Source organism: Aequorivita aurantiaca (genome assembly GCF_030410135.1).
Lineage (GTDB): Bacteria > Bacteroidota > Bacteroidia > Flavobacteriales > Flavobacteriaceae > Aequorivita > Aequorivita aurantiaca.
The window spans coordinates 118,198-143,275 of record NZ_JAUGQQ010000003.1 but is presented as its reverse complement, the minus strand read 5'-3'; the positions used below and the strand labels follow the sequence as shown (position 1 = coordinate 143,275).

The following is a 25,078-nucleotide window of genomic DNA, read 5'->3' as shown; positions in this document are numbered from 1 at the left end:
GTATCGTATTATTTTTAATAGAAATATTTAACCTTTTTTTTGCATTTGTGAATTCTTTGTTATTATATTTACGGCTCTTAACGCCATATAAAAAAAATATTGCCTATAGCTGATCATTACTTTTAAACAAATAAACATTGTAACTAAGCAACCAAAATCCATAGTTGTTTATTTTTTAAAGAAGTATTGATATGAAGCAAAGCACAAATTCTGATGCGTTTTTGGTAAACGCTTATATGAGCGGTAATGAATCTGCACTCAGCGAGTTAATAACTCGTCACAAGCAAAGAATCTACAGTTTTATATATTCAAAGGTTTTCGACAGGGATGTTGCTGAAGATATTTTTCAGGACACTTTCATTAAGGTTATAAGAACATTGAAAAGGGGAGCCTATAACGAGGAAGGCAAATTTTTGCCATGGGTAATGCGCATTGCCCATAATTTGGTAATCGACCATTTCCGCAAAAATAACCGAATGCCCAAATTTGAGAATAATGATGATTTCAATATATTCTCGGTATTGAGTGATAATTCCTTAAATATTGAGCGACAAATTATAAAAGGTCAAGTGGAAAATGACGTCAGAAGATTGATAGAAGAACTTCCGGATGATCAAAAAGAAGTATTGATTATGCGTATTTATAAAGACATGAGCTTTAAGGAAATAAGCATTCAAACCGGCGTGAGCATCAATACTGCCTTGGGTCGTATGCGCTATGCGCTCATCAATTTGCGTAAAGTAATTGACAAACATAATATTATATTGACCAATTGATACAATAAACTAATTTTTGCTGCGTTATTTGGAAATAAAACCTCAAAATAACATTCTATGCAAAAATTTTACCCGGAAACATCACGTGTGGACGACGTGAATAAAAATCTTGTTCCAAAAGAAGAAACCATAAAATTTCTTCTGGATTATTCGATGGCTTTAAGTGTTATAGATTACCATAAAATGAAGTTTGAAGCACTTCTAAACTAAACTTTGGAGAAACCCTGGAATTAGCTTTTCGGGGTTTTTTTTTGCTTCTCTTGAATATTCAGATTGCCTCGCTCATCCGCGCTTCTCCATTTATTCATTTATTAACTTTTTTCTGCCAATGGTTTTCGTAATTATATCCTTTTCCAAATCCCATCCTCTTGCTGGGCTGTAGTGCCTTCCGTACCAAATGATTTGGAGATGAAGCGTGTTCCACAAATCCATCGGAAACAATCTTTTTGCATCTTTTTCTGTCTGCACAACATTTTTTCCATTTGAAAAACCCCATCGGTACATTAGCCTATGGATGTGAGTATCCACTGGAAAAGCAGGAATATTAAAAGCTTGACTCATAACCACGCTAGCTGTTTTATGACCAACTGCCGGAAGTGATTCCAATGCATCAAAATCAGCGGGAACTTGGCCCTGATATTTTTCAATCAATATTTTTGAAAGTCCATATATTCCTTTGGACTTCATAGGTGAAAGACCTACAGGTTTAATTATTTCCCGGATTTCCTCCACAGAAAGTTTCACCATATCATAAGGGTTGTCGGCAATCTCAAACAAAAGAGGTGTAATTTGATTCACCCGAACATCGGTACTTTGTGCGGAAAGAAGAACAGCTATCAATAAGGTATAGGGGTCCTTATGGTCTAATGGAATGGGAACTTGTGGATAAAGTTCATTTAATGTTTCAATAACGAAAGTTACCTTTTCTTGTTTTGTCATTTTATTTATTTTTACGCAAAAATAAGCATAATGAAAACGTTAAAAGTAGGGGACAAGGTGCCCAATTTTGAGGTAAAGGACCAAGATGGGAATATCATTTCAGCATCTGATTATAATGGCAAAAAATGGATACTGTTTTTTTATCCTAAAGCTAATACTCCTGGCTGTACGGCTCAAGCTTGCAATTTGCGCGATAATTATAAGCGTCTTCAGAATGAAGGTTTTGAAATTTTGGGAGTAAGTGCAGACACTGAAAAGCGTCAGAAAAATTTTAAGGACAAATACAAATTTCCATTTCCATTGCTGGCTGATGAAAATAAAGAAGTTATTAATGCCTTTGGGGTTTGGGACCTAAAAAAGTTTATGGGCAGGGAATATGAAGGCATACATAGAAAATCATTCTTAATTGACGAAACCGGAACGATTACCCGCGTAATAGATAGCGTCAAAACCAAAGATCACGCGGCCCAAATTCTGGATTAATTATTCATTTTCGCCGAAAGTGCCTTATAATTGAAAAGACCTTTCTCTTTTATAATATCCGCAACACCCGGTGGTAGCATTTCTTCCCAACCATCCTCTCCCGAATCTATTTTTGATAATACCTCTCGGGAAAAAATATCCATATTCTCCGGATTATAATCTGCAATGTCCACCACTTTACCGTTGTATTTAAAAAATTTATACAATTCCTTCATGCGTGGGTGCACCTTTAGATTTTCACTATTGATGTACTCCCCGGTTTCGGGATCTTTCATCGGATATAGATATACTTTTAAATCTTTAAAAAACAATTTTCCGAAAGCTTCCAAAATTCCACCACTCAAATGTCGATAATACTTTTCATCAAAAATATCAACCAAATTGTTCACCCCCATTGCCAGGCCCATTCGCATTTTAGTGTATCGCGAAAAATATTCCACGAGTTTATAGTATTCCTGAAAGTTAGAAATCATAACCGTGTATCCCAAGGAGCAGAGCAATCGGGCACGGTCCATAAAATCCTCCTCATCTATCTCGCCTTCAGCGCGCAAATTTGAAAGTGTAATTTCAAAAATCACTTCGGTTCTCTCTTTTTCTACTCTATTTTCATTTAGAAACATTTCATAAGAACGTCTGAACATATCAATGTTCACCTTGGTTACCGGTCTGAAACTTCCACGAAGGGCCAATATATTTTTCTTATAAAGGATGCGAGCAGGTAAAATGTTGTGCCCGTCAGGATCAAACATAACCGCATCGGTCATGCCGTTTTTAATTAATTGAAGGCTCATAAGCCGGTTGTCAACTTCAGCAAAACGGGGTCCGGAAAAATTTATAGTATCAATTTCAATTTTATCCTTATCGATATGATCGTAAAGATAACGCAGCAGTTTATTGGGCTGGTCGTATTTATAATAAGCCCCATAAATAAGATTTACGCCCAAAGTTCCCAAGGTAATTTGCTGCAACTGCGCATCATTCTCGTGAAAACGAATGTGCAGGGTTATTTCATTATACGGCTCTTTCGGATCAATTTGATACCGAATGCCCACCCAACCATGGCCTTTGTATTTTTTAGCAAAATCAATGGTGGCAACTGTATTGGCATAGGAAAAGAAAAGCCTGTTTGGGTGCTTTTCGCGATTGATGCGCTCTTCAATTAAATTAAATTCATGGGAAAGCATTTTTTGGAGCCTCGATTCCGTAACATACCGACCGTCTTCCTCAATGCCGTAAATAGCGTCACTAAAATCCTTATCATACGCAGACATTGTTTTTGCAATGGTACCAGATGCGCCGCCGGCCCTAAAAAAATTACGAACGGTTTCTTGCCCGGCACCAATTTCGGCAAAAGTGCCATAAATGTTCTCGTTCAGATTTATACGTAAAGCCTTACTTTTTATGGAAGGAATATTTTCAAATTCCTTGTCTCCTATTATGGATTCTGGCATAGCAACGTTCTATTTTGGAATTAACAAAGGTAGCGATTACAATAGGTAAACAAAAAAAATACCATTATTTTTGCGGGAATGAATTCAAGATTCACCGTAACATTTCTCGGCACTGGAACTTCACAGGGAATCCCAGTGATTGGTAGTGATCATCCCGTTTGTTTAAGCTCCAATCCAAAGGATAAACGTTTGCGAGTATCGGTTTTATTGCGCTGGGAAAATTTTTCATATGTAATTGATTGCGGCCCCGATTTTAGACAGCAAATGTTGCGTGAAAATGTGAAAAGAGTAGATGGTATTTTACTGACTCACGAACATAGCGACCACACCGCGGGATTGGACGATATTCGACCGTTCAACTTTTTGCAGGGCAATATGCCGGTTTACGCACACAAGCGCGTTTTTAAATCATTGCGGGAACGCTTTGCTTATATTTTTGCCACGGTCAACAAGTATCCCGGCGCCCCGAGCATTCACGAAATTGAGATTGATAAAAATACTCCTTTTGAAATTGGAGAAAAAAAAGTGGTTCCCATTGAAGCAATGCACGATGTGCTGCCGGTTTTGGGATTTAGAATTGAAGACTTCACATATTTGACAGATGTTAAAACCATTTCAGATGTGGAAACCGAAAAAGTGAAAGGCACAAAAGTTCTCGTAATAAATGCCTTGCGCGAAAATCCACATTATTCCCATTTCAATATAGCCGAAGCACTCAATTTTGTTGAAAAAGTGAAACCGGAAAAAACTTATTTTACACACATCAGCCATCTAATGGGCTTTCACGAAGAAGTTGAAAAAAAACTTCCCGAAAAAGTACATTTAGCATTTGATACCTTGACTATAACAGTTTGATTATGAGAAACAAAATTTTTATATACTTGTTTTTTTTCGCATTGCTTTTCATTTTCTTTCAATATATGAATGAAAAGAAAATCTTTGAATCACAGGAATCCAGAATTGAAACGTTGGAAGCAACAATTGAAACCAACAATGATTCCATTGCCCAATTGCAGACTCAGGTACGCGATTTAAATTATTTTTCGCTTTTGGGAAATGACAACGCCATGACCTATCTCGAAAAAATGGGTTACGAAGCAGCAGACGTTGAAGCCATGGTTTCCGACCGAATCTATGATTTCAATTTAACCAAGGGCAACAATCCGCTTGTCCCATTTGAGGGAATGAACGGCGAAATGAAAATAAACAAACTGAAATTTTTGAACCATAAATGGATTTTGGCAGACTTCAGTGATGGCAAATATTGGGGTGAAATGATCCTGGAATATTATTTCAATGAAAAAAATGAGCTTGAATTAACTACCTTAGGTTCCTTACTTTATCCGCAGTAAAATTTTCATTTTCAATTATTGAATTTTTTTAAATTTTGATGCCGATTTTCGGGAGAAAGAAACAACTACGGAAAGAGAATTAGTGTTTTCCCAACCAATCTTTAAGTTCGTGAAAATTTTGTGGCGCCACCCCATGGCCCACGGGAAATTCGGAATAAGTTACGTCAATGTTCAAATTTTTCAAAAATGGTTCGGTTTTGCGTGCCCATTGCACAGGAATAACTTGATCCACATTTCCGTGCGAGGTGTAAATATGAAGACTGCTAAAGTCGTTTTGTTCGTAGCCTTCCTTTAAAATATCTTCATTTACATAGCCGCTCAAACCTATTACGTTTTTTACTTTTTCCGGATAGCTCAAGGCTAGGGCAAAACTTAAAATTGTACCTTGACTAAACCCAACTAATGTAATTTTTTCGCCATCAATATTGTACTTTTCTATTATTTCGTCAATACATTTCGACACCAATTCACGCGAGGCTATCGCTTGTGTATCATCGCTGAATTTTCCCTGGGCATTGTCAAAATAAATATTATACCATGCATAGCCATAAGGCTCCAAACGTATGGGCGCTTTTAGGGAGAAAATGGCATATTTTTCGGGCAATTCCTCGGCGAATGCAAATAAGTCGTGCTCATCGCTGCCAAAACCGTGGAGCATTATTATTGCAGGCGGGTTTTCGGACGAATTTTTTGCGGGTCTATAATTGTGTTCTAAAAGTAGTGTCTGTTTTTTCATATCGTGTAAAAATAAACAAGACCTTTTAAACTGAACGATTTTCAGCTTCAAAGGTCCCGTTAAATTTTCTTTAAAAATTAAATTCCCTTAAACCATTCCTGGAACTGTTCGCCAAATACCGGCACAGGTGTCATTTCACCCTGTACGGCACTAATCAAACCTAAAATCCAAAAAACTAGGATTGCCAATTGAACTATCCAGCTGAGCAGGGAAATTCCAATAAATCCTATTATGATACTGAGTACCACGCCCACACACATAATTCCCAAGGATTGGCGCACGTGGAAGGAGCCGAGCGTTGTTCTATTTCCGTTGTTCATTAAAAGGGCAATGATCCACCCAATAAGTGTAATGTATGCAATTATAGCAACCGTTTTGCCATTATCTGTTGTTGTTTCCATTTGGTTAGAATATTTAAGTTGTTTTAATTTAAGTTAAAGATAGCCAATACTTTAATTCAAAAAAGTGAACCATTGTTGAAATTTTTCACTTAGAAAAGGAATACCTTTTTCCTTATACAGATAGGCCATGGCCCAACAATAAAGCCAAAGAAAAACGCATAGGAGCCATAAAATATCACCTGTGGCCACATTTATTTGTGCTTGTACAATCATTGAAACTACGAACATTATAAACAGTCCGAACATATTTTTGATATGCCAGGTTGCAAATGGCTGGTTTTCATCTTTATTAATAAAAAATGCAATCATAAACCCCACAAATGGGGCATAGGCAATTAAGGCTGTGGTTCTGCCGGCGGAAGGAGTAGTATTCATTATTTATTAAGCTCTAATTTATTATTTGAAACAATTCCGTACACTTTACCCTTTAATTTGGCACCCAGCAAAGCAGCATTCTTTGAGGTGGAAAAAATATCATCTTCAGAAAACACCCAATTTTCCGTGGGGTCGAATAGGGTAAGTTCTGCTGCATTGGCTTCGGCTATTGGATTGGTGGAGATTTTGAACCTATTTTTTAGACCGGTAAGAACGGTCACCGCATCTTCAAAGCCAATGATTCCATTTAAGGCGCCAAAGCAAGCTTCCAAACCTATACTTCCGAAATATGCGTGCTCGAATTCTATTTTTTTATGTTCCACGTCAATTGGATTGTGGTCACTGGTAACCGCATCAATAGTGCCATCTTTCAATCCTTTTAAAAGCGCTTGGGTATCCTGTTTTGTGCGGAGCGGTGGCAACAGTTTGAAATTGGTGTCAAATTCCTCCAGCGCATCATCCGTTAAAACTAAATTGAATATGGCCACGCTGCAACTAACATCCAAACCCTTTTTCTTCGCGTCCTTAATCAATTCCACCGATTTTTTGGTGGATATAGTAGGTATGTGAAGTTTCCCTCCGGTGTATTCCAAAATATACAAATCCCGGATTATTTGAAGTTCTTCCGAAAGTGCCGGAATACCCTTTAAGCCTAGCCGGGTGCTGTTCACTTCCTCGTTTACCATTCCATTTTTAGCCACCGAATTATCAAATGGAAATGATTGCACCAAACCATCAAAATTCTGGCTGTACTGTAAGGCTATTTTTAAGAGGTTTGCATTCGCAATCGGAGTTTTGTAATCATAAAAAGCAATCGCGCCTTGGTTTTGCATATCAAAAAGTTCTGCAAGGTCCACGCCCTTGCTGCCCACCGTAAGTGCACCAATAGGGTAGAGGTTTACCGATTGTCCTTCGGCTTTGCTTTTCAAATATTTAATTTGTGCTTTGCTGTCAGTTACCGGAAAGCTGTTCGCATTTACGGCAACACTTGTAAAACCGCTTAATGCCGCTGTTTTTAAACCGTTTTCAATATTTTCCCTTTCTTCAAAACCTGGTTCTCCAAAAGAAACGCTGCTATCAAACCAGCCCTGCGAAATGTGTAGATTTTTTAACGATATTTCCCGAACCTTGTTGGAAGAAGGAATATTAGCGGCGATTTTTGAAATTTTTCCATTTTCTATCAAAACATCCCGTTTCTTTAAATGGAGCTTGCTGGATGCATCAACAATGGTTGCAGATTTTAGAAGTAATTTCATAATCAAAATTTAAGTTTCAAAGTTCGGCCTCCAATTTTACAGGTTTAGGTTTCTTTGAACATTGTCTTTTTTCCTGTCGATTTTTAATTGTAGAATTTTAAAATAAGCATTTCAAAAATCAAAAATAGCAACGCAAAAATAGCAAACCATTTCCAGAAACCGTTTATGGAAGTAGCTTCATTAATGCTATCAAAAAGTGCATCTAAATTTTTATGGATTTTGGCACCGCTCCAATTTTCGACATTCAGATATTGCAACTTGCTTTCATTTCTTGAATAATTGAAACTGATGTTTTCCAGAAATTCATTTTCCCTTACAATTTGATAATTGCCGGCTATATTAGGCTCGTCCGTGGTTTCCAATAAAACGAAATTGGATTTCGTTTGTTGAAGCGGAATGAAACTGCCCACACTGTCCCTAATTTTCAAAATCTCGTCCGCGCCCAATTTTACTGGAACCGCAATAGCATTTTGTTCCCCTATAGTATAATACAATCGAGGTAACGGCAGGCTTCCCAATGCCATATTATATAATGTTGGCACTACTAAAGGCGAGCTTTGAAAATTTGAACTTGTTCTGTTTATGGGTGCGGTAAACAGGAAAGTGTTGTTCTTTTGAACCAAAAAGGGTTTACTGTCCTCAAACGATAAGGCCGTAATTGCGTTTGTGGAAATAGGATAGAACGAATTGACATTCGGATACTGAAAATTAGCCACTTCCTTTTCAAAAACGTCTTTAAATAGGGGATGCGAAAAAACGATTTTGGTAATTCTTTTTTCCTGTATTGTTTCGGAAGACAGTATTCCCAGCGTCATGGTTGCAAGTAAATTGTTGTAGCTGCCCAAATTCACTTCTGGCGCGGGAATTATGAGCACGCTACCGCCCGCAGCGCTAAAGGCTTGTATAGCCGTTGCCAACGAGGCGGGAATTTCCTTCAATTCATTTAAGACAATAAAGTTTTGATTTGGAATTTCATTATAGTTGAGGGCTTTGGACGTTTGTTGAAGAAATTGAAATTCTTCCTTTTCAAATAGCCGTTGCAGAAATTTGCCATCAGCCTCATTAATTGCCAAAACCTTTATTTTTTCGGGTTTGTTGATGCTGAAAAATAGAGTATTGTCAAAAGTAACGTTCGGTTCGGTTAACTGAATCTTGCCGACAAAACCTTCGGAATTATCAATGTCGAAATTAACCGTGCCCACAGCATTTTCTGAAAAATCCACCGCTGTTTTGGCAATTAGTTTTTCATTTTTAAAAAGCGAAACAGGTACTTCTGAAAATTCGTTTAAAATATTCGAAATCTTTACTTTCAATTGCGTTACCGAAGCATTTTTTGAGGCGATAAAGACGCTATCAAGGGAAACATTAAAAGCTTTCACCGGTTTCAATTGCACGGCGTCCACAATTAGATTGTCGGGAATTTTAGGAAAGGTTTCTGTTTGCTGAAAATCTGAAATATAGACCAGTCGGCGCAAAACGTCTTTTTCATCGGAAAAGAGTTGACCCACCTTTAGCAGAACTTGTGAGGGCGTCAATTGGTTTTGGGAATATCCAATTGATAGGATTTCACTTTTAAAATCAGCGGCGCTTGCGTTTCTTTTTTCAGAATTATTGGTGAACCAGCTCACTTTTTCTGCACCACTGTTATTTTCAAACAATTCCTGAAGGCTGCGTTCCAGCAGCGGACCCTTGGATCCCTTTGTCTGCATACTGAAGGAATTGTCCAAATAGATTACCGTTTCCTTTTTAGTGCTTAGAGCTGTTTTTGTGGCGGTGAAAGGTTGGGCGAATGCTATTATTATGCACGCCATGGCCAATAAGCGCATTAGTAATGTTAGCCATTTTTTTAATTGGGAACTTTTGCGGGTTTGGATGGTCACTTTTTTAAGAAAAGCAACATTGGTGAAATCTACTTTTTGGAAACGCCGGAGTTGAAAAAGGTGAATGAATATTGGAATGAGAAGCAGGAAAAGGGCGTAAAGAATTTCGGGGTTTTTAAACTGCATTCCTATAAATAATTGTCCAAAGATAAAAAATGGAACGTAAATAAAGCTATTTCTGGATAGTAAAGCTAAAGATACTTCCTTTTCCCGGTTCCGACTCCAAATTTATACTGCCACCCATCTTTGAAACCAAGCTTTTAACGGTAGCCAAGCCAATGCCTGTGCCATCCTTGCCGTCGCGATCCTTGATTCCGGTGGTTTTGAATAAGGTAAAAATTTCTTGCTGCACCCCAAGATCAATACCCATGCCGTTGTCCTTAATTGCGAAGCTATGAAAATCGCCTTCATCCATGTAAGATATTTTCACCATTCTGTGATCATTTAAGTTGTACTTCAGGCTATTGTCAATCAAGTTGAGAAAAATCTGTGTCAGCGCAGCCTTGTTCACGTTATGAAGAATTCCTTCATTGGGAAATTCAAAAACAATATCTTCCGTTATCAAGATTTCCTTTATTTCCTCGAAAAGCAATTTCATTTCAACATCCTGCTTTTGCGACCCTAACAACTCATCTGTTTTATAAAATTTTAGAATTCCATTAATGTAGTTTTTCAGGGAAAAAGTTGAGTCTTCTATATAATTGAGATACATATCGGAATCTTCGGATAGCTTTTCAACATTATCCTCGCGCAGCATTCTGGTGAGGGAGGTAATATTTGCCAAAGGCGATTTTAGGTCGTGGGAAACAACGTTCGCAAAATTCACCAGCCGCTCATTGCGTTGCTGCAATTCCTTTTGGAACTCGGTCAACAACTTATTTTTTTTGCGCAGTTCAAAAAGAATCACTACCTGCTTTCCCAATGATTTCAATGAATTTAGCTGTATCTCGGAAAGAATTCGGGGTTTATGGTCAAAAACGCAAAGGGTGCCAAGCTTGAAGCCGTTACTGTTTACAAGCGGCACGCCGGCATAGAAAATGGCGTTTACTTCGGAAATTAATGGATTATCTTGAAACCGTATGTCCTTTCTTGCATCCTCAACAATAAACATTTCTTCCTCCTGCAAAATAGCGTGGCCGCAGAAAGAGGTATTTCGGGGCGCTTGGTTAAAATCCAATCCGAAATGCGATTTAAAGAAATTCCGATCGCTATCCAATAGGGTAATCAATGAAATGGGCACCTCGCAGATGTTGGCAACGAGCGCGGTAATATTGTCAAAATCGTTTTCGGAAAGAGTGTCGAGTAAGTTGTAATTCTTTAATTCGGCAATGCGTTCTTTTTCATTGTCGGGGAATTTTGGCGGAATCATGAAAATTTCAAGGCTTATTTTTTATGCCCCTAAATATACGGGTATAATAATTACTGAAAACAGTAAGCTTATAATAATGGCGTATCACTTCTTTTTAATACTGAACTGGAAAGTGGTTCCTTTCCCAATTTTTGAAGAAACCTCAATTTCACCACCAAGTTTGGTAACGAGTTTTTTAACGGTAGATAGGCCAATGCCGTTGCCTTTTTTTCCATTTCGGTCAAGGTTGCCGGTGGTAGTAAAAAGATCAAAAATTTGAGATAGTTTATTTTTGGCAATTCCCATTCCATTATCTGAAATTAGAAAATGATAGCTTCCGTCTTTTTCAAAGCACTCAATATCAATCCTTATTCTTGGTTTATCATTATATTTTAAACTGTTCCCCACCAAATTCAGTACAATTTGTTCCAATGCCGCACGATTTGCCTGCATTTCCAAATTGGTTTCCGGAAGGTTTATTTCACAGTCAATATTGATATTCAATAATTCAATTATTTCTTCGAAAAGATCATTGCTGTCAAAAACCTCATTGTTCAGTGATGCGGTTTTGTCACTTTCATAATGTTCAAGCAATCCCGTGATATATTCGCTTAGCGTAAAAGAGGATTGTTTTATATATTCCAAGTAGTCTTGGCCTTGTTTGTCAAGATGCTGACCGTATTTGGAGCGCAATATGTCCGAGGTTATAATCATATTTGCCAAGGGCATTTTCATGTCGTGGGAAACGATACCGGCGAAGTTTTTCAGTTCCTCATTTTTCTCCTTTAGCTCTTGCTGAACGGCCAATAAAGTTCTGTTCCGTTTGCGAGCCTCAAACAGGTTCACTACTTGGTAGGCCATGGAAATAAGAGCCTTTTTTTGTGATTTGGAAAGCATCCGGGGTTTTGTGTCGAAAACACATAGCGTCCCCAATGGATAGCCCTCCGAATTAACGAGCCGAACCCCCGCATAAAATATGGCATTCATTTCTGTAACAAGAGGATTGTCTTGAAATCTTGGATCGTTACGAGCATCCTCAACGATAAAAATATTTGATTCGTCCAAAATTGCATGGCCGCAGAAGGAAAGATCGCGAGGGGATTCATTGAAATTTAACCCATAGTGCGATTTTAAAAAATTGCGGTCCGCATCCAACAATGTCACCAATGATATGGGAACATCACAAATATTAGCAGTGAGGGCCGTAATATTGTCAAAATCTTTTTCCGGTAAAGTATCTAAAAGACTGTATGAACGAACCGCGGCAAGACGTTGCTCTTCATCAACAGGGAAATTGGGTGTTATCAATGTATTGGTAGCGTTATCTCAAACCCCTGGAGGTTGGTGTTTAAGGATTAAGCGTAAATGTACAACATTTTCCAAAAATTCTTAAAAACGAAAAAAAGTAATGCGAAATGGGTTAACCCGTAAATCAAAATCGTTCAAAAGCGCCCAATCCAAAAAGCGCGAAATCATATTTCACGGGGTCTCGGGCATCAAATTTCCGAAGTGATAGGTCAAGTTCCGCTAGGGCCTTGGCATCATTTTGCTTTCTAATCAACAGCTTTAATTTTCGGGCAACATTTCCGCTGTGTACATCCAACGGGCACGAAAGCTGCGAAGGTGAAATGCTTTGCCAAAGTCCAAAATCAACCCCTTTCGCATCATTCCTTACCATCCAACGCAGAAACATGTTTATTCTTTTTGCCGCCGAATTTTTCAGGGGATCACTAATGTGTTTTTCAGAGCGGGAAAGGTGCGGCAGTTCAAAAAATATTTTCTTGAAATGGTGAATTGCTGTTTGAAGGGAATCCTCGTTGGTATGATTTGCAAATACCTTTTCCAACCCCCCATGATTTTGATAAATATTTTGAAGCGCCTTAATGAAGTAAATTAGATCTGCAGCATTAAACGTGCGATGAACAAAATTTGAAAGTATTCCGGAATTCTTTTCCGAAAAATCCATCACGAAATCATAAGGTGAATTGCCCATTAACCCCATCAATTTGTTGCCGTTGTTTATGATGCTTTTTCGGTTTCCCCAAGCAATTGTGGCCACAAGAAACCCAGCAATTTCTATATCTTCCTTTAATGAAAATTTATGGGGAATTTGAATGGGATCGGTTTCAATAAAATTTGGATTGTTGTAAAGGACCACCTTTTCGTCAAGAAATTCTTTTAATTCACTTTTATTCATAAGGAGTGAATTTTGAAATTTTTACTGAAATTTTATTCGGAATTTGATGCTTCAAATTTTGGAAGTTAATTTACAATAACCCCATCCTGCATAACCAATTTTCTGTCGGCCATATTTGCCAATTCTTCGTTGTGGGTTACAATTACAAAGGTTTGTCCAAATTCGTCGCGTAATTGGAAAAAGAGATTGTGAAGATTTTCCGCGCTTTCAGTGTCAAGATTTCCACTGGGTTCGTCTGCCAGAATTATCGCTGGGTTGTTTATCAATGCCCGAGCCACTGCAACCCTTTGCTGCTCGCCACCCGAGAGTTCGTTTGGCTTGTGGTTTTCACGGTGGGAAAGCCCTAAAAATGAAAGCAATTCCTTTGCCCGTTTTGTGGCCTCCGTACGGGGCGTTTTTTTTATGAATGCTGGAATACACACATTTTCCAAAGCCGTAAACTCGGGCAACAATTGATGGAACTGAAAGATGAAACCAAGGTTTTCATTGCGGAATTTTGCCAACTTTTTCCCCGAAAGCGAACCAATATTTATCCCATTTATCAGCAATTCGCTGTGCTTGTCCTGAAAGGCATCGAGCGTACCCAGAATTTGAAGCAAGGTAGTTTTTCCGGCACCCGAAGCACCCACTATTGAAACAATTTCACTTTTTTTAATGTGCAGATCTACACCTTTTAAAACGTGCAGACTGTCGTAGTATTTGTGAATATTTTGCGCTTCAATCATTATGGAATTTTAGGGGGTGAAATTACTATTTATCGTGCGATAATGCAATCCTAAAGGTTATATAGTTTTTATTCCAACTTATACTTCTATTTTTGATTTTGAATTTTTAAACCAATTTAAAATGGCTTCTTATAAATATTTTGAAGAATACGACCAACCCGTAACAGATACTTTGGTTGAAAATTACACCAAAATTTTAGGTACTATCGGAGAGGACGTTTCGCGGGAAGGAATCGTGAAAACGCCAGAGCGCGCAGCAAAGGCCATACAATTTTTAACGTCGGGAAATTGTCAAAATCCTGCTGATATTCTGAAAAGCGCGATGTTCGCGGAAGCTTACCACGATATGGTAATCATAAAGAACATTGAGCTTTATTCGCTTTGTGAGCACCACATATTGCCTTTTTTCGGCAAAGCGCATATAGCCTATATTCCCGATGGATATATTGTAGGGCTCAGCAAAATACCTCGCGTGGTTGACGTTTTTGCTCGACGCCTGCAAGTGCAGGAACGACTTACGCACGATATTTTGGAGTGCATAAATGACACTCTGAAACCAAGGGGAGTGGCCGTTGTTATTGAAGCTTCCCATATGTGCATGATGATGCGCGGGGTGCAAAAACAAAATAGCGTTACTACCACCTCCGGTTTTCGCGGACAGTTTGAGGCCATTGAAACCCGTAATGAATTTTTAAAATTGATTAGCAGCGATTTGGGATGATGTTTTTGGAATGTTTTTTGAGTTAAATAGGAAAAATATAAATCATCGAAAAATGAAAAACGAAAAATATAAATTGCTCCGAAAGGGAATAATATATGATTTAATTGGAATGGTAACAATGGCAATTCCAGTTATAGGGCCGTTTTTAGACTTAATTTGGGCGCCCATAGCAGCCAAGAAAATGAGCAAAATGTACAAAGGAACCGAAGGAAAAATTGCGTCAGTCTTGGTTTTTATTGAAGAAATATTGCCATTTACTGATGTAGTGCCCACATTTACCTTAATGTGGCTATATACGTATGTTTGGAAAAAACAGCCAAGACTACAGCCCATTAAAGTGCGTGTGAACAAATAAAAAAAGCCCCAAATTGGGGCTTTCTTATTTTACAGTTCTACTTTTAGCGTGGCGTTTATACTTCGCCCTATATTCAAAATACCGTCCGACTTAAAACGGGAAAGATGCGATATATAATCCTTATCCGTTAAATTGGTTGCCGTCAGTCCCACTTTCAATTTCACTTGCGGTAGTTGAAAGCTACTTTCAATTCCCGCGCTTAACAAAGAGTAACCTGCGGTTTTTGTTTCAAAATCACTTATGTTATTTTGGTCAAAAGTATTTTCGAGGGTTATGAAAGCGGCGCTGGATTTTCGAATAACCCCATCATGCAATTCCACCCGAAATGTATTCCGCAGGGAATTTGCAGGAATTAATGGTAAATATTTTTCATTTTCCAACTTGCCGGTAACCGTTTCGAAACTGCTTTCCAGATGTAGCCAATCCAATGGATGGGGATGCAAATGAAACCCAAATTCTCCTCCAAACAGGCTTGCATCCTGCTGTAAATATTCAAAAACCTGCGACTCGTCAACCATTTCATCCGTGGGTGAAATAAAAATATAATCGTTCACCGCATTATAAAAACCATTTGCGAAAAATTCAACATGCTTGTTTCTATATTCAAAAGAAATATCTGTTTGAAAGTTTTGCTCATTTTTTAAATTTGGGTTCCCTTTTTCATATCTATTGGTGCCTTCGTGCTCGCCATTGGAAGTTAATTCCGCTAAATTAGGCGCGCGAAAACCGCTCGCAAGATTTATTCGTGTTGAGAAATTTTGATATAGATCAATTTTAGCGCCCACGGCTCCGGTAAAGTTGGTGAAGGTTTTATCCAGTGCAGGAATAAAATCTTCATCCGCAGGGTTTCGCGCTGCTTGGCTTTCTATTTTTCTAGAATCAAAACGCAACCCGGCCTGCAAATCCACCTTATTCAAATGATAATGTGCGGTTCCCAATAATCCAATATCTGTGGTATTCGCATCGGGTATTAGAATTTCTTCGCCTTCGTTTTTATTGTTTTGAAACATACCCTGTAAGCCAACAATCGCTTCCAATTGCCCCCATTGCGGCAAGTTATATTTCAAATCATAATTTAAGGTATTCAATTTTAGCCGAAGTGCCGCCACGGAGGATTCATCTTCAAACTCGCGGCGGTCGTTAAATAGATAGCCAATCTTTAAATCTACACTGGATTTGTTGAAAAAGAACGTGTTGTCCAGACTTAGGATATGATTGTCAATTTCCTGAAATGGCAGTTCCAAATCCTTTGATTGCGATTGCGCGCCAATTTCTTCAGCAATGCCAATATTTGATCGGTTGTAATTATAGCGCACGGTGGATTTAAAAGTTGTTCCCAAATATTGTATTCCGGTTTTTAAATCGGATTCATTAAACCTAGTATTTGTAACCCGATAAGCAGCGCCCGTTTTATAATCACTGAAGGTGGCATAGGTGCCGCGCGCAAGAAATTTTACTTTGTCGCCCGAGGTTTTAACGCCAAGATTTGTTACGGTTCCCAACGTGTTTGAAAAATAGGTGCTGTTCAAATCGGAATGTGTTTCTCCGGAAATTGCGAACCGCTCAGGATTTAGATAAAGTACGCCGCCTAGGGCATCACTTCCGTAAAGCAGAGAAGCTGGCCCTTTGATAACCTCAACACTTTCAATGCCTGCTTCATTAATTCCTAAGCCGTGCTCGTCGCCAAACTGCTGGTTTTCCAACCGCACGCCCTGCGCGTAGGTCAAAACTCGGTTGGAACTGAGCCCTCGGATTACGGGTTTTCCAATGCCCGTTCCAGTTGTAATCAAGTCCACCCCGGCAATGTTCTTTATTCCATCTGCAAGAGTTACGGCTCCTGAAAAATTCAATTCTTCCGTGGAAACTCTTTCTACTTTCATCACATTGTCACTTTGCAATTTGTGGAATGGGGTGGAAACGATCACTTGTTCCATTTCAACTGCGCTTTCTTCCAATTGCACATTTTTATCAATGATTTGATTGTTGGAAAAACTGATTTTTATGGAAAGGGTTGCGAATCCCATCGATGAGAAAATGACATTGTAATTACCGTCTGGAATGTTTTTCATTTCATAATTTCCGTTTAGGTCTGAAACTGTTCCCTTTTCCAATTGCGGAAGGTACACTGTGGCCGAAACAGGTTGGTTATTATTTGTTGAAGTAATTTTTCCCAATAGGGAATTTTGGGAGCTCGCCGCTGTATATAAAGAAAATACCGCAAGCAAGCATAGAATGTTTTTCATGCTTTCTTGAGTTATAAATTAAATCTTGGTTTAAAATAAAATGCTAAAAATCAAGAAAACAGTGGGGGACCCCGAAGGAAATATATGTTTGGATTGGAATGGTAATACGCAAAAACATAATCGGTACTACTGTTTTGAAAGCTGTGGAAGACTTTAAAATCCGGCTGTTGCGCCGGAGTGAAGTTGAAGATTGAAAAATGAAAATCACAAATGGAACATTCCAATTGCTTTTCATGTATGTGGACCGAAATGTCCGTGCAGGTTTCGTGTTGGTGACCTTCAAAGGAATGGGCTAATTTTACTGCCGTAGGAAGTAACAGCGCGGCTGAAAAAATCGCCACTGAAATAATCCGTAATATTTCCTTTTTAAAATAAATCATTTGCTAATTAAGAACCCGAGCCCCATATTGCGCAGCATTTTCTTGACAAAGTTCCAGAAAAATGCTGACTCACCAAAAACCCATCCGAAAAAAACCAATAGCACTTTATAAATTGGGAGAATAATCAAAATTCTGAAAGGCCAATAAATATACCAACCCATTTCCCTTTCTACTCCGAAAAAATCCGTGAGTGGCGCCGCCAGTTTTGCTGCCGAACTTCCTGTGATGGCAAACACAAGAAGTATTATAAAAAGTTGGAAATTGGAATCGATGTTCCAGCGTTGTTTAAGCTTTTTCAATTTCTTCCTCCAATAAATTTTTGATTGTACTTGTCCTGAAAATAGACAAAATAATTATAGAGTAAATAATTTACCTCGTATCCATAATCAATAGCGGGATCGTAATTAATTTGTTCAGTATATAAACTCGGGGAATATTTAGCTGGCTGAAGCACGCGAGTGTTATATTCCGTAACCCACTGATAGTTTTTGTTTTCTAACAAGGATTGGCCGTAAAAACCTCTTGGCGGTTGGGATACAAGCCACGACTCAAACCCTGGCTCTATAATTATTATTTCGTATTCCAGACTATCATTGGCAATACGAATGGTATCATTTTTTGATATTTCTGTATTGTTACTATTCAACGTTTTATTTCCCGAACCGCAACTGTAGCAGGCAATACAAAAGGCCGCAATTAATAATAAATTTTTCATAACTACATTTTTACAAAGTTAAACATTGTAGTGCAAAATAGAAGGTATTTATCGTTCAAATTCTACCGTGAATTTCCGTCGCGGACATAATTTATAATGAAGAAGCACAAAATTATTTTCTGAAAATTGAGATAATCTGGCTCGCAAGTTCAGTGCCAATTCTGTCTTGAGCTTCCTCGGTGGCTGCACCAATGTGCGGCGTCAGCGAAATTTGATCGTGCATCAAAACTTTAATTGAAGGGCTGGGTTCGTTTTCAAAAACGTCCAAGGCCGCAAAGGAAATTTTTCCATCTTCGATTCCTTCCAAAAGAGCATTTTCATCCAAAACTCCGCCACGGGCAGTATTTACAATACCCACACCATCCTTCATTTTCGAAATTTCTTCCTTGCCTATCAAGTATCCCGACTGGGAAGGCACGTGAAGGCTTATAAAATCACTTTGCTTAATCAAATTATCCACTGGCGCCGTTTTGATTTTTAAGGTTATTTGCTGCCCGTCATAAAATGATAGGGTGATGTCCGCTTCGCCCACTTCGTGGTCGCTGGCTATTACTTCCATGCCGCAGCCCAAAGCAATTTTGGCCACCTGCCGACCAATTCGTCCGAAACCGATAATTCCTAAAATTTTGCCGCGTAGCTCCCGGCCTGCGCCATAACTTTTTTTAAGTTCGTTAAATTTTGTGTCACCATCCAAAGGCATATTTCTATTGGAATCGTGAAGGAACCTTACCCCTCCAAAAAGGTGCGCAAATACCAATTCTGCGACCGATTCTGATGATGCCGCTGGAGTATTGATAACCTCAATTCCGTTTTTAACGGCATATTCCACGTCAATGTTATCCATGCCCACACCGCCTCGACCAATCATTTTTAAGGAAGGGCAGTTGTCTATTATATCTTTTCGGACCTTCGTGGCACTCCGCACTAAAAGGATTTCTATTTGGTGCTCATTTATGTAGTTTTGAAGTTGGGCCTGCGCCACTTGTACGGTCAAAATCTCGAATCCCGCGGCTTTGAGGGCGTTAATTCCACTTTTTGAAATTCCGTCGTTTGCTAATATTTTCATTTAAATAGGGTGAATAATTAATAAGTCAGTTCATCAGTAAACCAATGATTTAGATTGTTCTTTTTTTTACGCCTGTTTTTCCAAATGTTGCATTACATCTACCAGAATTTGTACGCTTTCCAATGGAAGGGCATTGTACATGGACGCGCGATAGCCGCCCACGCTTCGGTGGCCGTTCAGTCCATTTATGCCCGCTTGTTTCAGTTGTTCATCAAAAGTTGCCTTAAGAGTTTCGTTTTTTAAATTAAAGGTTGCATTCATTTTTGAGCGGTCTTCCTTGTTTGGAACAAAACCTTCAAACAGTGAGTTTCTGTCTATTTCATTATAAAGAAGTTGAGCTTTTGTTGTGTTCGCTTTTTCAATTTTTGGAATGCCTCCCAAATCCTTCAACCATTGCAATGTCAACATGGAAACATAAACGGCAAAAACGGAAGGGGTGTTAAACATGCTTTCCTTGTTAATGTGTACCTTATAATTAAGCATGGAGGGTATGTTCCGCGATACCTTCTCCAAAATATTTTCTTTTACAACTACCAAAGTTGTTCCGGATGGTCCCATATTTTTTTGGGCGCCTGCATAAATTAAATCGAATTTAGAAAAATCGAGCTGTCGCGAAAAAATATCGCTACTCATATCGCAAACCATGGGAATTTCCGTGTCCGGAAAAACCTGCATTTGAGTGCCAAAAATAGTATTGTTGCTGGTGCAATGAAAATAATCCGCATCCGATGGCACGGTGTAATTTTTGGGAATAAAATTGAAATTTTCATTTTTGGAGGTGGCAACTTCAACCACTTCACCAATCAATTTGGCCTCTTTTATTGCATTATTGCTCCAAGTTCCGGTGTTTAAATAGGCGGCTTTTTTTTCAAGTAGATTATAGGCAACCATCAAAAACTGAAGGCTTGCCCCACCTTGAAGATAGAGCGCCTGATATCCTTTGTTCAGAAGACCCAAATGTTCTAGGGCAAGATTGCGGGCATTTTCCATCACCTCCACAAAATCCTTGCTTCTATGGGATATTTCGATCAATGATAAATTTGAATTGTTGAAATTTAAAACCGCTTCAGCAGATTTTTGTAGGACCGATTGCGGCAAAATGCAAGGGCCTGCGCTAAAATTATGTTTTTGCATGGAATGAAAATTTATTATACAAAGATGCAGATTATGCCACTAAAAATGGAGGGATAACCAATTTTTTATAAATTAATTTTACAACTGATTTCTGAATTTCGATTGATTAAAATGAAAAATTTGGAGTGCATCAGCTATCCAAAAGAAAAGCAACCGTGTCCACACCATCGGCGTAATCCCATAATTTTGGAAATTGGGTTTCGCCAAAGCGAATTTCATTATCAATTCCTATTTTGGAAACGATACATTGAATATTTTCAGAGTGTTTTGATACTTCCTTTTTTAGCGATTCCTCGGAATCATATTTCTCGAAGAAAACAACTGAAATGGGTGAGGAGAAACCTTTGTCTTCTTTCAAAAGCATAAACTCATTGTCCAGCAGTGGGAAGCTATCCATTAAATATACCGCTTTGTTATAATCGTAATTGTTTATGTATTTATGGTTATGTATGATTTCCTTCCAATGGTACATTGCCTTAAAAAATGCTTCAAAATTGTAACCCTCGGGTACGTAAAGTTTTGAAACATTGCGACAGCCAAGACCGAAATAAACAAAGATATCATCGGCCAACAATTTCAACTCAGCTTCGGTTTCCGTTCCGTTCAGGATTGCAACGGAATTCCTGTTCTTACGAATTATATTCGGGTATTTTCCAAAATAATATTCAAAATAGCGCGCTGTGTTATTGCTTCCCGTGGCAATAACCATATCGAAATGCTCGAGTTTTCCTTCTGTAAATGCAACGTAATCCTTGAATCTCGGCTCAATTTCAATCAATTGCGCAGCAATGAATGGCAACAAGGTTTTATCATTTGAGGAAAGTTTTGTTATAACCTTATTTCCAGTCATCAATACCGAAAGAAAATCATGGAACCCAACCAACGGGATATTTCCAGCCATAATGATGGCCACCTTTTTTACTTCATTGGATTCTTGGGGTAGCAATTCAACATTATATTTTGACATCCATTGCAACAAATTTGCCTGGGTGAGGGCCTCGGCCCAATTATTTAGGGAGAACAAAATGTTTTCCCGTGTAAACCAGCCATTTTCCGCTTCGGCCTTTGCGAGAATTGTTTGCGCTATTGTTTCATTTTCGGCCAAATCTTTGAGTAATTTACCCAATTCAACAAAAGCGTTAATTCTTTGATTTAATTGCATACTTCTTTTGGTGTTGCCCATTATAGGCATTAAATTTGCGCAAAGTTAGAAAAACTTAAAGCTATGGCAATTATTATAACAGATGAATGTATAAACTGTGGTGCCTGTGAACCTGAGTGCCCAAACACCGCAATTTATGAAGGGGCGGATGATTGGCGCTATGCTGATGGAACCGACCTTGATGGAAGGGTGGTTTTGCCCGATGGAAAAGAAGTGGATGCCAACGAAGCACGGGAGCCAATCAGCGACGAAATATATTTTATTGTTCCCGATAAATGCACCGAATGCAAGGGCTTTCACGATGAGCCCCAATGTGCTGCAGTATGTCCAGTAGATTGCTGCGTGCCGGACGATGATCACGTGGAAACCGAAGAAGAACTTTTGGCCAAACAGGCCTTTATGCATAAGGACTAACACAAAATTTATACCGAAGAAAGCAACCTATTTTGGTTGCTTTTTTTTTGATATCATTATAATTCCTTTGCTGGCAGTCGATGAAGGCTTTAAAAATTCTTTACGGTTGTCAATTTTTCCCTTAAAAATAGTTTTATGTGAACTTCAATAATTCGTTTAATATACAATTCTATAGAAAATGAATAAAGGGTTATCCATTAATTTGGATGGCTAATTTATAAACGTTTTAAAATAGACGCTAAAGCCTTTTTAACACAGAAAATTATACCCTTTTATTGTGCAATGGTATATTTAATTTATAAATTTGCACGCCCTTATTCCCCGCGTATTTAATCTGAGGGGAAATAGGGTATTAAAAAGACATTATTAATATCCATATTTATGTCCAAAGACATTAAGATTAAAAAAGGTCTTACCATCAAATTAAAGGGCGAAGCACAGAAAACGCTATCCAGCGCCCCGCGATCAAGAACTTTCGCAATAAGACCTTCCGATTTTCACCTTGTTATCCCTAAAATGGTAGTTCGTGAAGGTGGAAAAGTTCATTCCGGCGATACTATTTTCTATTCGAAAAGTAATGAACTCCTTAAGTTCGTTTCCCCCGTTAGTGGTACCCTAACCAAGATTGACCGTGGCGCCAAACGCGTTATTAAGGAAATAACCATTGAGGCGGACGCCCAGGATACTTTTAGGGATTTCGACATTCTGAGCCCAAACTCCTCCAGCGCCGAAGCAATTAAGGCCCGTTTGCTGGAGTCCGGTTGCTGGCCGTTCATCATGCAAAGGCCCTATGCGGTTATTGCCGACACGGAACAGGAGCCGAGAGACATTTTTGTGTCTGCGCACAACACCGCACCGTTAGCCAACGATCTTGATTTTTCTTTAAACGGAAAGGAAAAGGAACTGCAGGCAGCCGTAACGGCACTCAGTAAACTTACAAAAGGACAGGTGCATGTGGGTGTCGGTAAAGATGGAACTTCCCCCTTCAAAGGTTTAAAGGATATTTCGCTGCACAATATTTCTGGTCCGCATCCGGCAGGGAACGTGGGCACGCAAATAAATAAAATTGCCCCTGTGAATAAAGGTGAAATTGTTTGGACAATAGCCCCACAGGATTTAGTGATTATTGGTGAGCTCTTGCTTACCGGAAAGTTTAACCCCGAACGTATTATTGCACTTGCTGGTTCAGAGGTTAAAACACCCAAATATTACAGAACAAGAATTGGTTCTGAGGCCGCAACATTTTTATATGATTCCGGTATAAAGGACGAAAACGTTCGAGTTATCAGTGGCGATGTGCTAACTGGAAAGAAGATTTCCCCAAAAGGACATTTAGGTTATTACAGCAATACTGTTACCGTAATTCCTGAAGGAGATGATTATGAACTTTTTGGTTGGAACAAACCAGTTTTCGATAAGATTTCCACCTCCAGAGCCCTCACATTCTCTTGGTTAACGCCAAATAAAAAATACGATCTCGACACCAACACGAATGGAGAGCACCGTGCTTTTGTGGTTACGGGAGGATATGAAGAAGTTTTTCCGCTGGACATGTATCCACTTCAAATGCTTAAGGCGTGTATGGTGAAAGACTTGGACGCTATGGAAGTTTTGGGTATGTATGAAGTGGCGCCAGAGGACTTCTCGCTTACGGAATTTGTATGCGTGAGCAAACAGCCCCACCAGCAAATTATCAGGAACGGTCTTGATTTAATGTATAAAGAAATTGGATAATTATTCATTTTGAAAAAATGAAAAATACGTAGTATATGGGATTGAAACAGAATTTACATAACTTAAAGGAAAAGTACAAGGGCACCAAAATGGCTCCTGCGTTCAATGCACTGCATACCTTTTTGTACACCCCGAATGAAACAACCCATTCCGGTTCGCACGTTAGGGTAGTGGATGATCTAAAGCGTACCATGAACACTGTTATTATGGCGCTGGTACCTTGTTTAATCTTTGGGATATTCAATGCCGGTTATCAACATTATGCGGCTATAGATGCCTCTTTACGATTGGATCCTTTGGCTAATTTCTTTACTTGGGATAACTTTATTCTAGGTGCGTGGACGGTGATTCCTTTAGTACTTGTATCGTATGGAGTAGGGCTTTTGGTTGAATTTATTTTCGCAGTAATTAAGGGTCACGAAGTAGAGGAGGGATATTTGGTTACGGGAATGCTCGTGCCGCTAATTGTTCCTGTTGACATTCCGCTGTGGATGCTATCTGTGGCCGTAATCTTTGGGGTGGTAATAGGAAAGGAAGTTTTTGGGGGAACCGGAATGAACATTCTCAACCCCGCCTTAACCATCCGTGCATTTCTGTTCTTTGCTTATCCCACTTGGATGAGCGGTGACAAAGTGTGGGTACATGGGGCCAAAGAAATGGCCAGTCAACCCGACGCTATTTCTGGGGAAACCATTTTAGGAAGCCTAGCGCAAAACCACGATTACGCTTATAGTATTTGGGATATGTTTTGGGGCTTTATTCCAGGTTCGGTGGGGGAAACCTCAACCTTCCTTATCTTATTGGGGGGCCTCTTCCTTATTTTTACCAAAGTGGGAAGCTGGCGAATAATGTTGTCCTCCGTTATTGGAGCAATTGTAATGGGATTAATATTCAACTTCGCCGCCGATGCAGGTTGGATAAAGGAAAGCAGCAATTTCTACGGCTTAATGAGCGAACCCTTTTGGCACCACCTAATCCTTGGCGGATTGGCCTTTGGAATAGTCTACATGGCCACGGATCCGGTAACGGCTTCGCAGACCAATAAAGGAAAATGGATCTATGGATTCTTTATAGGGTTTATTTCAATTTTAATTCGCGTATTCAACCCCGCATATCCGGAAGGGGTAATGCTCGCAATTTTGTTGATGAACGTATTTGCGCCAACCATTGACCATTATGTATTGCAAGGAAATATTAAGAGGAGATTGAAACGATTAAAAGCTAAAACAGCATAA

The 25,078-nt window shown here is 38.9% G+C and carries 28 protein-coding genes; 10 read left to right on the top strand and 18 right to left on the bottom strand.

Annotated elements, in window-relative coordinates; translation table 11 throughout:
* The first annotated feature begins 191 nt into the window (after positions 1–191).
* Together QRD02_RS06410 and QRD02_RS06405 are read left to right on the top strand one after the other, a co-directional pair.
* On the top strand, positions 192–776 hold the full coding sequence (locus QRD02_RS06410) for an RNA polymerase sigma factor (protein ID WP_290254103.1): 585 nt from the start codon (positions 192–194) through the stop codon (positions 774–776).
* Positions 777–833: 57 nt separating this feature from the next.
* On the top strand, positions 834–986 hold the full coding sequence (locus QRD02_RS06405; protein WP_290254102.1) for a hypothetical protein: 153 nt from the start codon (positions 834–836) through the stop codon (positions 984–986).
* Between the two features lie 90 nt (positions 987–1,076).
* Here QRD02_RS06405 and QRD02_RS06400 read toward each other — a convergent pair whose 3' ends face one another.
* Entirely contained in the window at positions 1,077–1,715 is a 639-nt protein-coding gene (locus tag QRD02_RS06400; protein WP_290254101.1) for an endonuclease III domain-containing protein, read from the bottom strand.
* Between the two features lie 30 nt (positions 1,716–1,745).
* Here QRD02_RS06400 and bcp point away from each other — a divergent pair, with 30 nt between their 5' ends.
* Positions 1,746–2,198, top strand: a complete 453-nt coding sequence (bcp, locus tag QRD02_RS06395; RefSeq protein WP_290254100.1) for a thioredoxin-dependent thiol peroxidase — start codon at positions 1,746–1,748, stop codon at positions 2,196–2,198.
* Here bcp and QRD02_RS06390 read toward each other — a convergent pair.
* Entirely contained in the window at positions 2,195–3,649 is a 1,455-nt protein-coding gene (locus QRD02_RS06390; RefSeq protein WP_290254099.1) for a TonB-dependent receptor, read from the bottom strand. The two genes, bcp and QRD02_RS06390, sit on opposite strands and share 4 nt — an antisense overlap.
* 78 nt (positions 3,650–3,727) lie before the next feature.
* On the opposite strand from QRD02_RS06390, the gene QRD02_RS06385 reads away from it, so the two are divergent.
* The gene (locus QRD02_RS06385) at positions 3,728–4,504 is read left to right on the top strand and encodes an MBL fold metallo-hydrolase (RefSeq protein WP_290254098.1); all 777 of its coding nucleotides are present in this window, start codon (positions 3,728–3,730) and stop codon (positions 4,502–4,504) included.
* A gap of 2 nt (positions 4,505–4,506) precedes the next feature.
* Positions 4,507–5,001 (top strand): hydrolase, encoded by a 495-nt coding sequence (locus QRD02_RS06380; protein WP_290254097.1) that lies wholly within the window; start codon positions 4,507–4,509, stop codon positions 4,999–5,001.
* 79 nt (positions 5,002–5,080) lie between these two features.
* Here QRD02_RS06380 and QRD02_RS06375 read toward each other — a convergent pair whose 3' ends face one another.
* The 9 genes from QRD02_RS06375 to QRD02_RS06335 form a co-directional block, all read right to left on the bottom strand.
* On the bottom strand, positions 5,081–5,737 hold the full coding sequence (locus QRD02_RS06375; RefSeq protein ID WP_290254096.1) for an alpha/beta hydrolase: 657 nt from the start codon (positions 5,735–5,737) through the stop codon (positions 5,081–5,083).
* A 77-nt stretch (positions 5,738–5,814) separates the two neighbouring features.
* Positions 5,815–6,138: a DUF4870 domain-containing protein gene (locus QRD02_RS06370; RefSeq protein ID WP_290254095.1), complete on the bottom strand. Its 324-nt coding sequence runs from the start codon at positions 6,136–6,138 to the stop codon at positions 5,815–5,817.
* A 51-nt stretch (positions 6,139–6,189) separates the two neighbouring features.
* Positions 6,190–6,513: a hypothetical protein gene (locus QRD02_RS06365; RefSeq protein ID WP_290254094.1), complete on the bottom strand. Its 324-nt coding sequence runs from the start codon at positions 6,511–6,513 to the stop codon at positions 6,190–6,192.
* Positions 6,513–7,769: a dihydroorotase gene (locus QRD02_RS06360; protein WP_290254093.1), complete on the bottom strand. Its 1,257-nt coding sequence runs from the start codon at positions 7,767–7,769 to the stop codon at positions 6,513–6,515. The genes QRD02_RS06365 and QRD02_RS06360 overlap by 1 nt, the downstream gene beginning before the upstream one ends.
* A gap of 83 nt (positions 7,770–7,852) precedes the next feature.
* Entirely contained in the window at positions 7,853–9,775 is a 1,923-nt protein-coding gene (locus tag QRD02_RS06355; RefSeq protein ID WP_290254092.1) for a BatA domain-containing protein, read from the bottom strand.
* A 46-nt stretch (positions 9,776–9,821) separates the two neighbouring features.
* A complete protein-coding gene (locus QRD02_RS06350; RefSeq protein ID WP_290254091.1) occupies positions 9,822–11,018 on the bottom strand; it encodes a sensor histidine kinase in 1,197 nt (398 codons plus the stop codon).
* Positions 11,019–11,102: 84 nt separating this feature from the next.
* Positions 11,103–12,305 carry a sensor histidine kinase gene (locus QRD02_RS06345; protein ID WP_290254090.1) on the bottom strand — a complete coding sequence of 401 codons (1,203 nt, stop codon included), beginning with the start codon at positions 12,303–12,305 and terminating at the stop codon, positions 11,103–11,105.
* A 124-nt stretch (positions 12,306–12,429) separates the two neighbouring features.
* Entirely contained in the window at positions 12,430–13,194 is a 765-nt protein-coding gene (locus tag QRD02_RS06340) for a TIGR02757 family protein (protein WP_290254089.1), read from the bottom strand.
* 65 nt (positions 13,195–13,259) lie between these two features.
* Positions 13,260–13,919 (bottom strand): ABC transporter ATP-binding protein, encoded by a 660-nt coding sequence (locus tag QRD02_RS06335; protein ID WP_290254088.1) that lies wholly within the window; start codon positions 13,917–13,919, stop codon positions 13,260–13,262.
* 121 nt (positions 13,920–14,040) lie between these two features.
* Here QRD02_RS06335 and folE point away from each other — a divergent pair, with 121 nt between their 5' ends.
* Complete coding sequence (gene folE / locus QRD02_RS06330; protein WP_290254087.1) at positions 14,041–14,640, top strand: GTP cyclohydrolase I FolE; 600 nt, start codon at positions 14,041–14,043, stop codon at positions 14,638–14,640.
* 52 nt (positions 14,641–14,692) lie between these two features.
* Complete coding sequence (locus QRD02_RS06325) at positions 14,693–14,995, top strand: hypothetical protein (protein WP_290254086.1); 303 nt, start codon at positions 14,693–14,695, stop codon at positions 14,993–14,995.
* A gap of 29 nt (positions 14,996–15,024) precedes the next feature.
* Here the strand turns inward: QRD02_RS06325 and QRD02_RS06320 are convergent, their stop codons facing one another.
* From QRD02_RS06320 to QRD02_RS06290, 7 genes are all read right to left on the bottom strand, one after another.
* On the bottom strand, positions 15,025–17,238 hold the full coding sequence (locus tag QRD02_RS06320) for a TonB-dependent receptor (RefSeq protein ID WP_290254085.1): 2,214 nt from the start codon (positions 17,236–17,238) through the stop codon (positions 15,025–15,027).
* Positions 17,239–17,288: 50 nt separating this feature from the next.
* A complete protein-coding gene (locus QRD02_RS06315; RefSeq protein ID WP_290254084.1) occupies positions 17,289–17,618 on the bottom strand; it encodes a hypothetical protein in 330 nt (109 codons plus the stop codon).
* Positions 17,615–17,917: a DUF6787 family protein gene (locus QRD02_RS06310; protein ID WP_290254083.1), complete on the bottom strand. Its 303-nt coding sequence runs from the start codon at positions 17,915–17,917 to the stop codon at positions 17,615–17,617. The genes QRD02_RS06315 and QRD02_RS06310 overlap by 4 nt, the downstream gene beginning before the upstream one ends.
* Positions 17,914–18,333 carry a DUF6146 family protein gene (locus tag QRD02_RS06305; protein ID WP_290254082.1) on the bottom strand — a complete coding sequence of 140 codons (420 nt, stop codon included), beginning with the start codon at positions 18,331–18,333 and terminating at the stop codon, positions 17,914–17,916. The genes QRD02_RS06310 and QRD02_RS06305 overlap by 4 nt, the downstream gene beginning before the upstream one ends.
* Before the next feature lie 112 nt (positions 18,334–18,445).
* A complete protein-coding gene (locus QRD02_RS06300; RefSeq protein WP_290254081.1) occupies positions 18,446–19,399 on the bottom strand; it encodes a D-2-hydroxyacid dehydrogenase in 954 nt (317 codons plus the stop codon).
* Between the two features lie 66 nt (positions 19,400–19,465).
* Positions 19,466–20,533, bottom strand: a complete 1,068-nt coding sequence (gene serC, locus QRD02_RS06295; protein WP_290254080.1) for a 3-phosphoserine/phosphohydroxythreonine transaminase — start codon at positions 20,531–20,533, stop codon at positions 19,466–19,468.
* A gap of 130 nt (positions 20,534–20,663) precedes the next feature.
* The gene (locus QRD02_RS06290; protein WP_290254333.1) at positions 20,664–21,695 is read right to left on the bottom strand and encodes an acyl-CoA reductase; all 1,032 of its coding nucleotides are present in this window, start codon (positions 21,693–21,695) and stop codon (positions 20,664–20,666) included.
* Between the two features lie 63 nt (positions 21,696–21,758).
* On the opposite strand from QRD02_RS06290, the gene QRD02_RS06285 reads away from it, so the two are divergent.
* The 3 genes from QRD02_RS06285 to QRD02_RS06275 all read left to right on the top strand — a co-directional run bounded on the left by QRD02_RS06285 (position 21,759) and on the right by QRD02_RS06275 (position 25,078).
* Positions 21,759–22,109, top strand: a complete 351-nt coding sequence (locus tag QRD02_RS06285; protein WP_290254079.1) for a 4Fe-4S dicluster domain-containing protein — start codon at positions 21,759–21,761, stop codon at positions 22,107–22,109.
* A gap of 381 nt (positions 22,110–22,490) precedes the next feature.
* Positions 22,491–23,843 (top strand): Na(+)-translocating NADH-quinone reductase subunit A, encoded by a 1,353-nt coding sequence (locus tag QRD02_RS06280; RefSeq protein WP_290254078.1) that lies wholly within the window; start codon positions 22,491–22,493, stop codon positions 23,841–23,843.
* Between the two features lie 35 nt (positions 23,844–23,878).
* On the top strand, positions 23,879–25,078 hold the full coding sequence (locus QRD02_RS06275) for an NADH:ubiquinone reductase (Na(+)-transporting) subunit B (RefSeq protein WP_290254077.1): 1,200 nt from the start codon (positions 23,879–23,881) through the stop codon (positions 25,076–25,078).

Excerpts from the sequence above, each read along its gene's own strand:
- QRD02_RS06375 (WP_290254096.1), bottom strand. The coding sequence starts at position 5,737 with ATGAAAAAACAGACACTACTTTTAGAACACAATTATAGACCCGCAAAA.
- QRD02_RS06380 (WP_290254097.1), top strand. The coding sequence starts at position 4,507 with ATGAGAAACAAAATTTTTATATACTTGTTTTTTTTCGCATTGCTTTTC.
- QRD02_RS06275 (WP_290254077.1), top strand. The coding sequence starts at position 23,879 with ATGGGATTGAAACAGAATTTACATAACTTAAAGGAAAAGTACAAGGGC.
- QRD02_RS06355 (WP_290254092.1), bottom strand. The coding sequence starts at position 9,775 with ATGCAGTTTAAAAACCCCGAAATTCTTTACGCCCTTTTCCTGCTTCTC.
- bcp (WP_290254100.1), top strand. The coding sequence starts at position 1,746 with ATGAAAACGTTAAAAGTAGGGGACAAGGTGCCCAATTTTGAGGTAAAG.
- folE (WP_290254087.1), top strand. The coding sequence starts at position 14,041 with ATGGCTTCTTATAAATATTTTGAAGAATACGACCAACCCGTAACAGAT.
- QRD02_RS06370 (WP_290254095.1), bottom strand. The coding sequence starts at position 6,138 with ATGGAAACAACAACAGATAATGGCAAAACGGTTGCTATAATTGCATAC.
- QRD02_RS06325 (WP_290254086.1), top strand. The coding sequence starts at position 14,693 with ATGAAAAACGAAAAATATAAATTGCTCCGAAAGGGAATAATATATGAT.
- QRD02_RS06305 (WP_290254082.1), bottom strand. The coding sequence starts at position 18,333 with ATGAAAAATTTATTATTAATTGCGGCCTTTTGTATTGCCTGCTACAGT.
- QRD02_RS06360 (WP_290254093.1), bottom strand. The coding sequence starts at position 7,769 with ATGAAATTACTTCTAAAATCTGCAACCATTGTTGATGCATCCAGCAAG.
- QRD02_RS06315 (WP_290254084.1), bottom strand. The coding sequence starts at position 17,618 with ATGATTTATTTTAAAAAGGAAATATTACGGATTATTTCAGTGGCGATT.
- QRD02_RS06340 (WP_290254089.1), bottom strand. The coding sequence starts at position 13,194 with ATGAATAAAAGTGAATTAAAAGAATTTCTTGACGAAAAGGTGGTCCTT.
- QRD02_RS06285 (WP_290254079.1), top strand. The coding sequence starts at position 21,759 with ATGGCAATTATTATAACAGATGAATGTATAAACTGTGGTGCCTGTGAA.
- QRD02_RS06280 (WP_290254078.1), top strand. The coding sequence starts at position 22,491 with ATGTCCAAAGACATTAAGATTAAAAAAGGTCTTACCATCAAATTAAAG.
- QRD02_RS06400 (WP_290254101.1), bottom strand. The coding sequence starts at position 1,715 with ATGACAAAACAAGAAAAGGTAACTTTCGTTATTGAAACATTAAATGAA.
- QRD02_RS06365 (WP_290254094.1), bottom strand. The coding sequence starts at position 6,513 with ATGAATACTACTCCTTCCGCCGGCAGAACCACAGCCTTAATTGCCTAT.
- QRD02_RS06335 (WP_290254088.1), bottom strand. The coding sequence starts at position 13,919 with ATGATTGAAGCGCAAAATATTCACAAATACTACGACAGTCTGCACGTT.
- QRD02_RS06290 (WP_290254333.1), bottom strand. The coding sequence starts at position 21,695 with ATGCAATTAAATCAAAGAATTAACGCTTTTGTTGAATTGGGTAAATTA.
- serC (WP_290254080.1), bottom strand. The coding sequence starts at position 20,533 with ATGCAAAAACATAATTTTAGCGCAGGCCCTTGCATTTTGCCGCAATCG.
- QRD02_RS06390 (WP_290254099.1), bottom strand. The coding sequence starts at position 3,649 with ATGCCAGAATCCATAATAGGAGACAAGGAATTTGAAAATATTCCTTCC.
- QRD02_RS06350 (WP_290254091.1), bottom strand. The coding sequence starts at position 11,018 with ATGATTCCGCCAAAATTCCCCGACAATGAAAAAGAACGCATTGCCGAA.
- QRD02_RS06320 (WP_290254085.1), bottom strand. The coding sequence starts at position 17,238 with ATGAAAAACATTCTATGCTTGCTTGCGGTATTTTCTTTATATACAGCG.
- QRD02_RS06300 (WP_290254081.1), bottom strand. The coding sequence starts at position 19,399 with ATGAAAATATTAGCAAACGACGGAATTTCAAAAAGTGGAATTAACGCC.
- QRD02_RS06385 (WP_290254098.1), top strand. The coding sequence starts at position 3,728 with ATGAATTCAAGATTCACCGTAACATTTCTCGGCACTGGAACTTCACAG.
- QRD02_RS06405 (WP_290254102.1), top strand. The coding sequence starts at position 834 with ATGCAAAAATTTTACCCGGAAACATCACGTGTGGACGACGTGAATAAA.
- QRD02_RS06410 (WP_290254103.1), top strand. The coding sequence starts at position 192 with ATGAAGCAAAGCACAAATTCTGATGCGTTTTTGGTAAACGCTTATATG.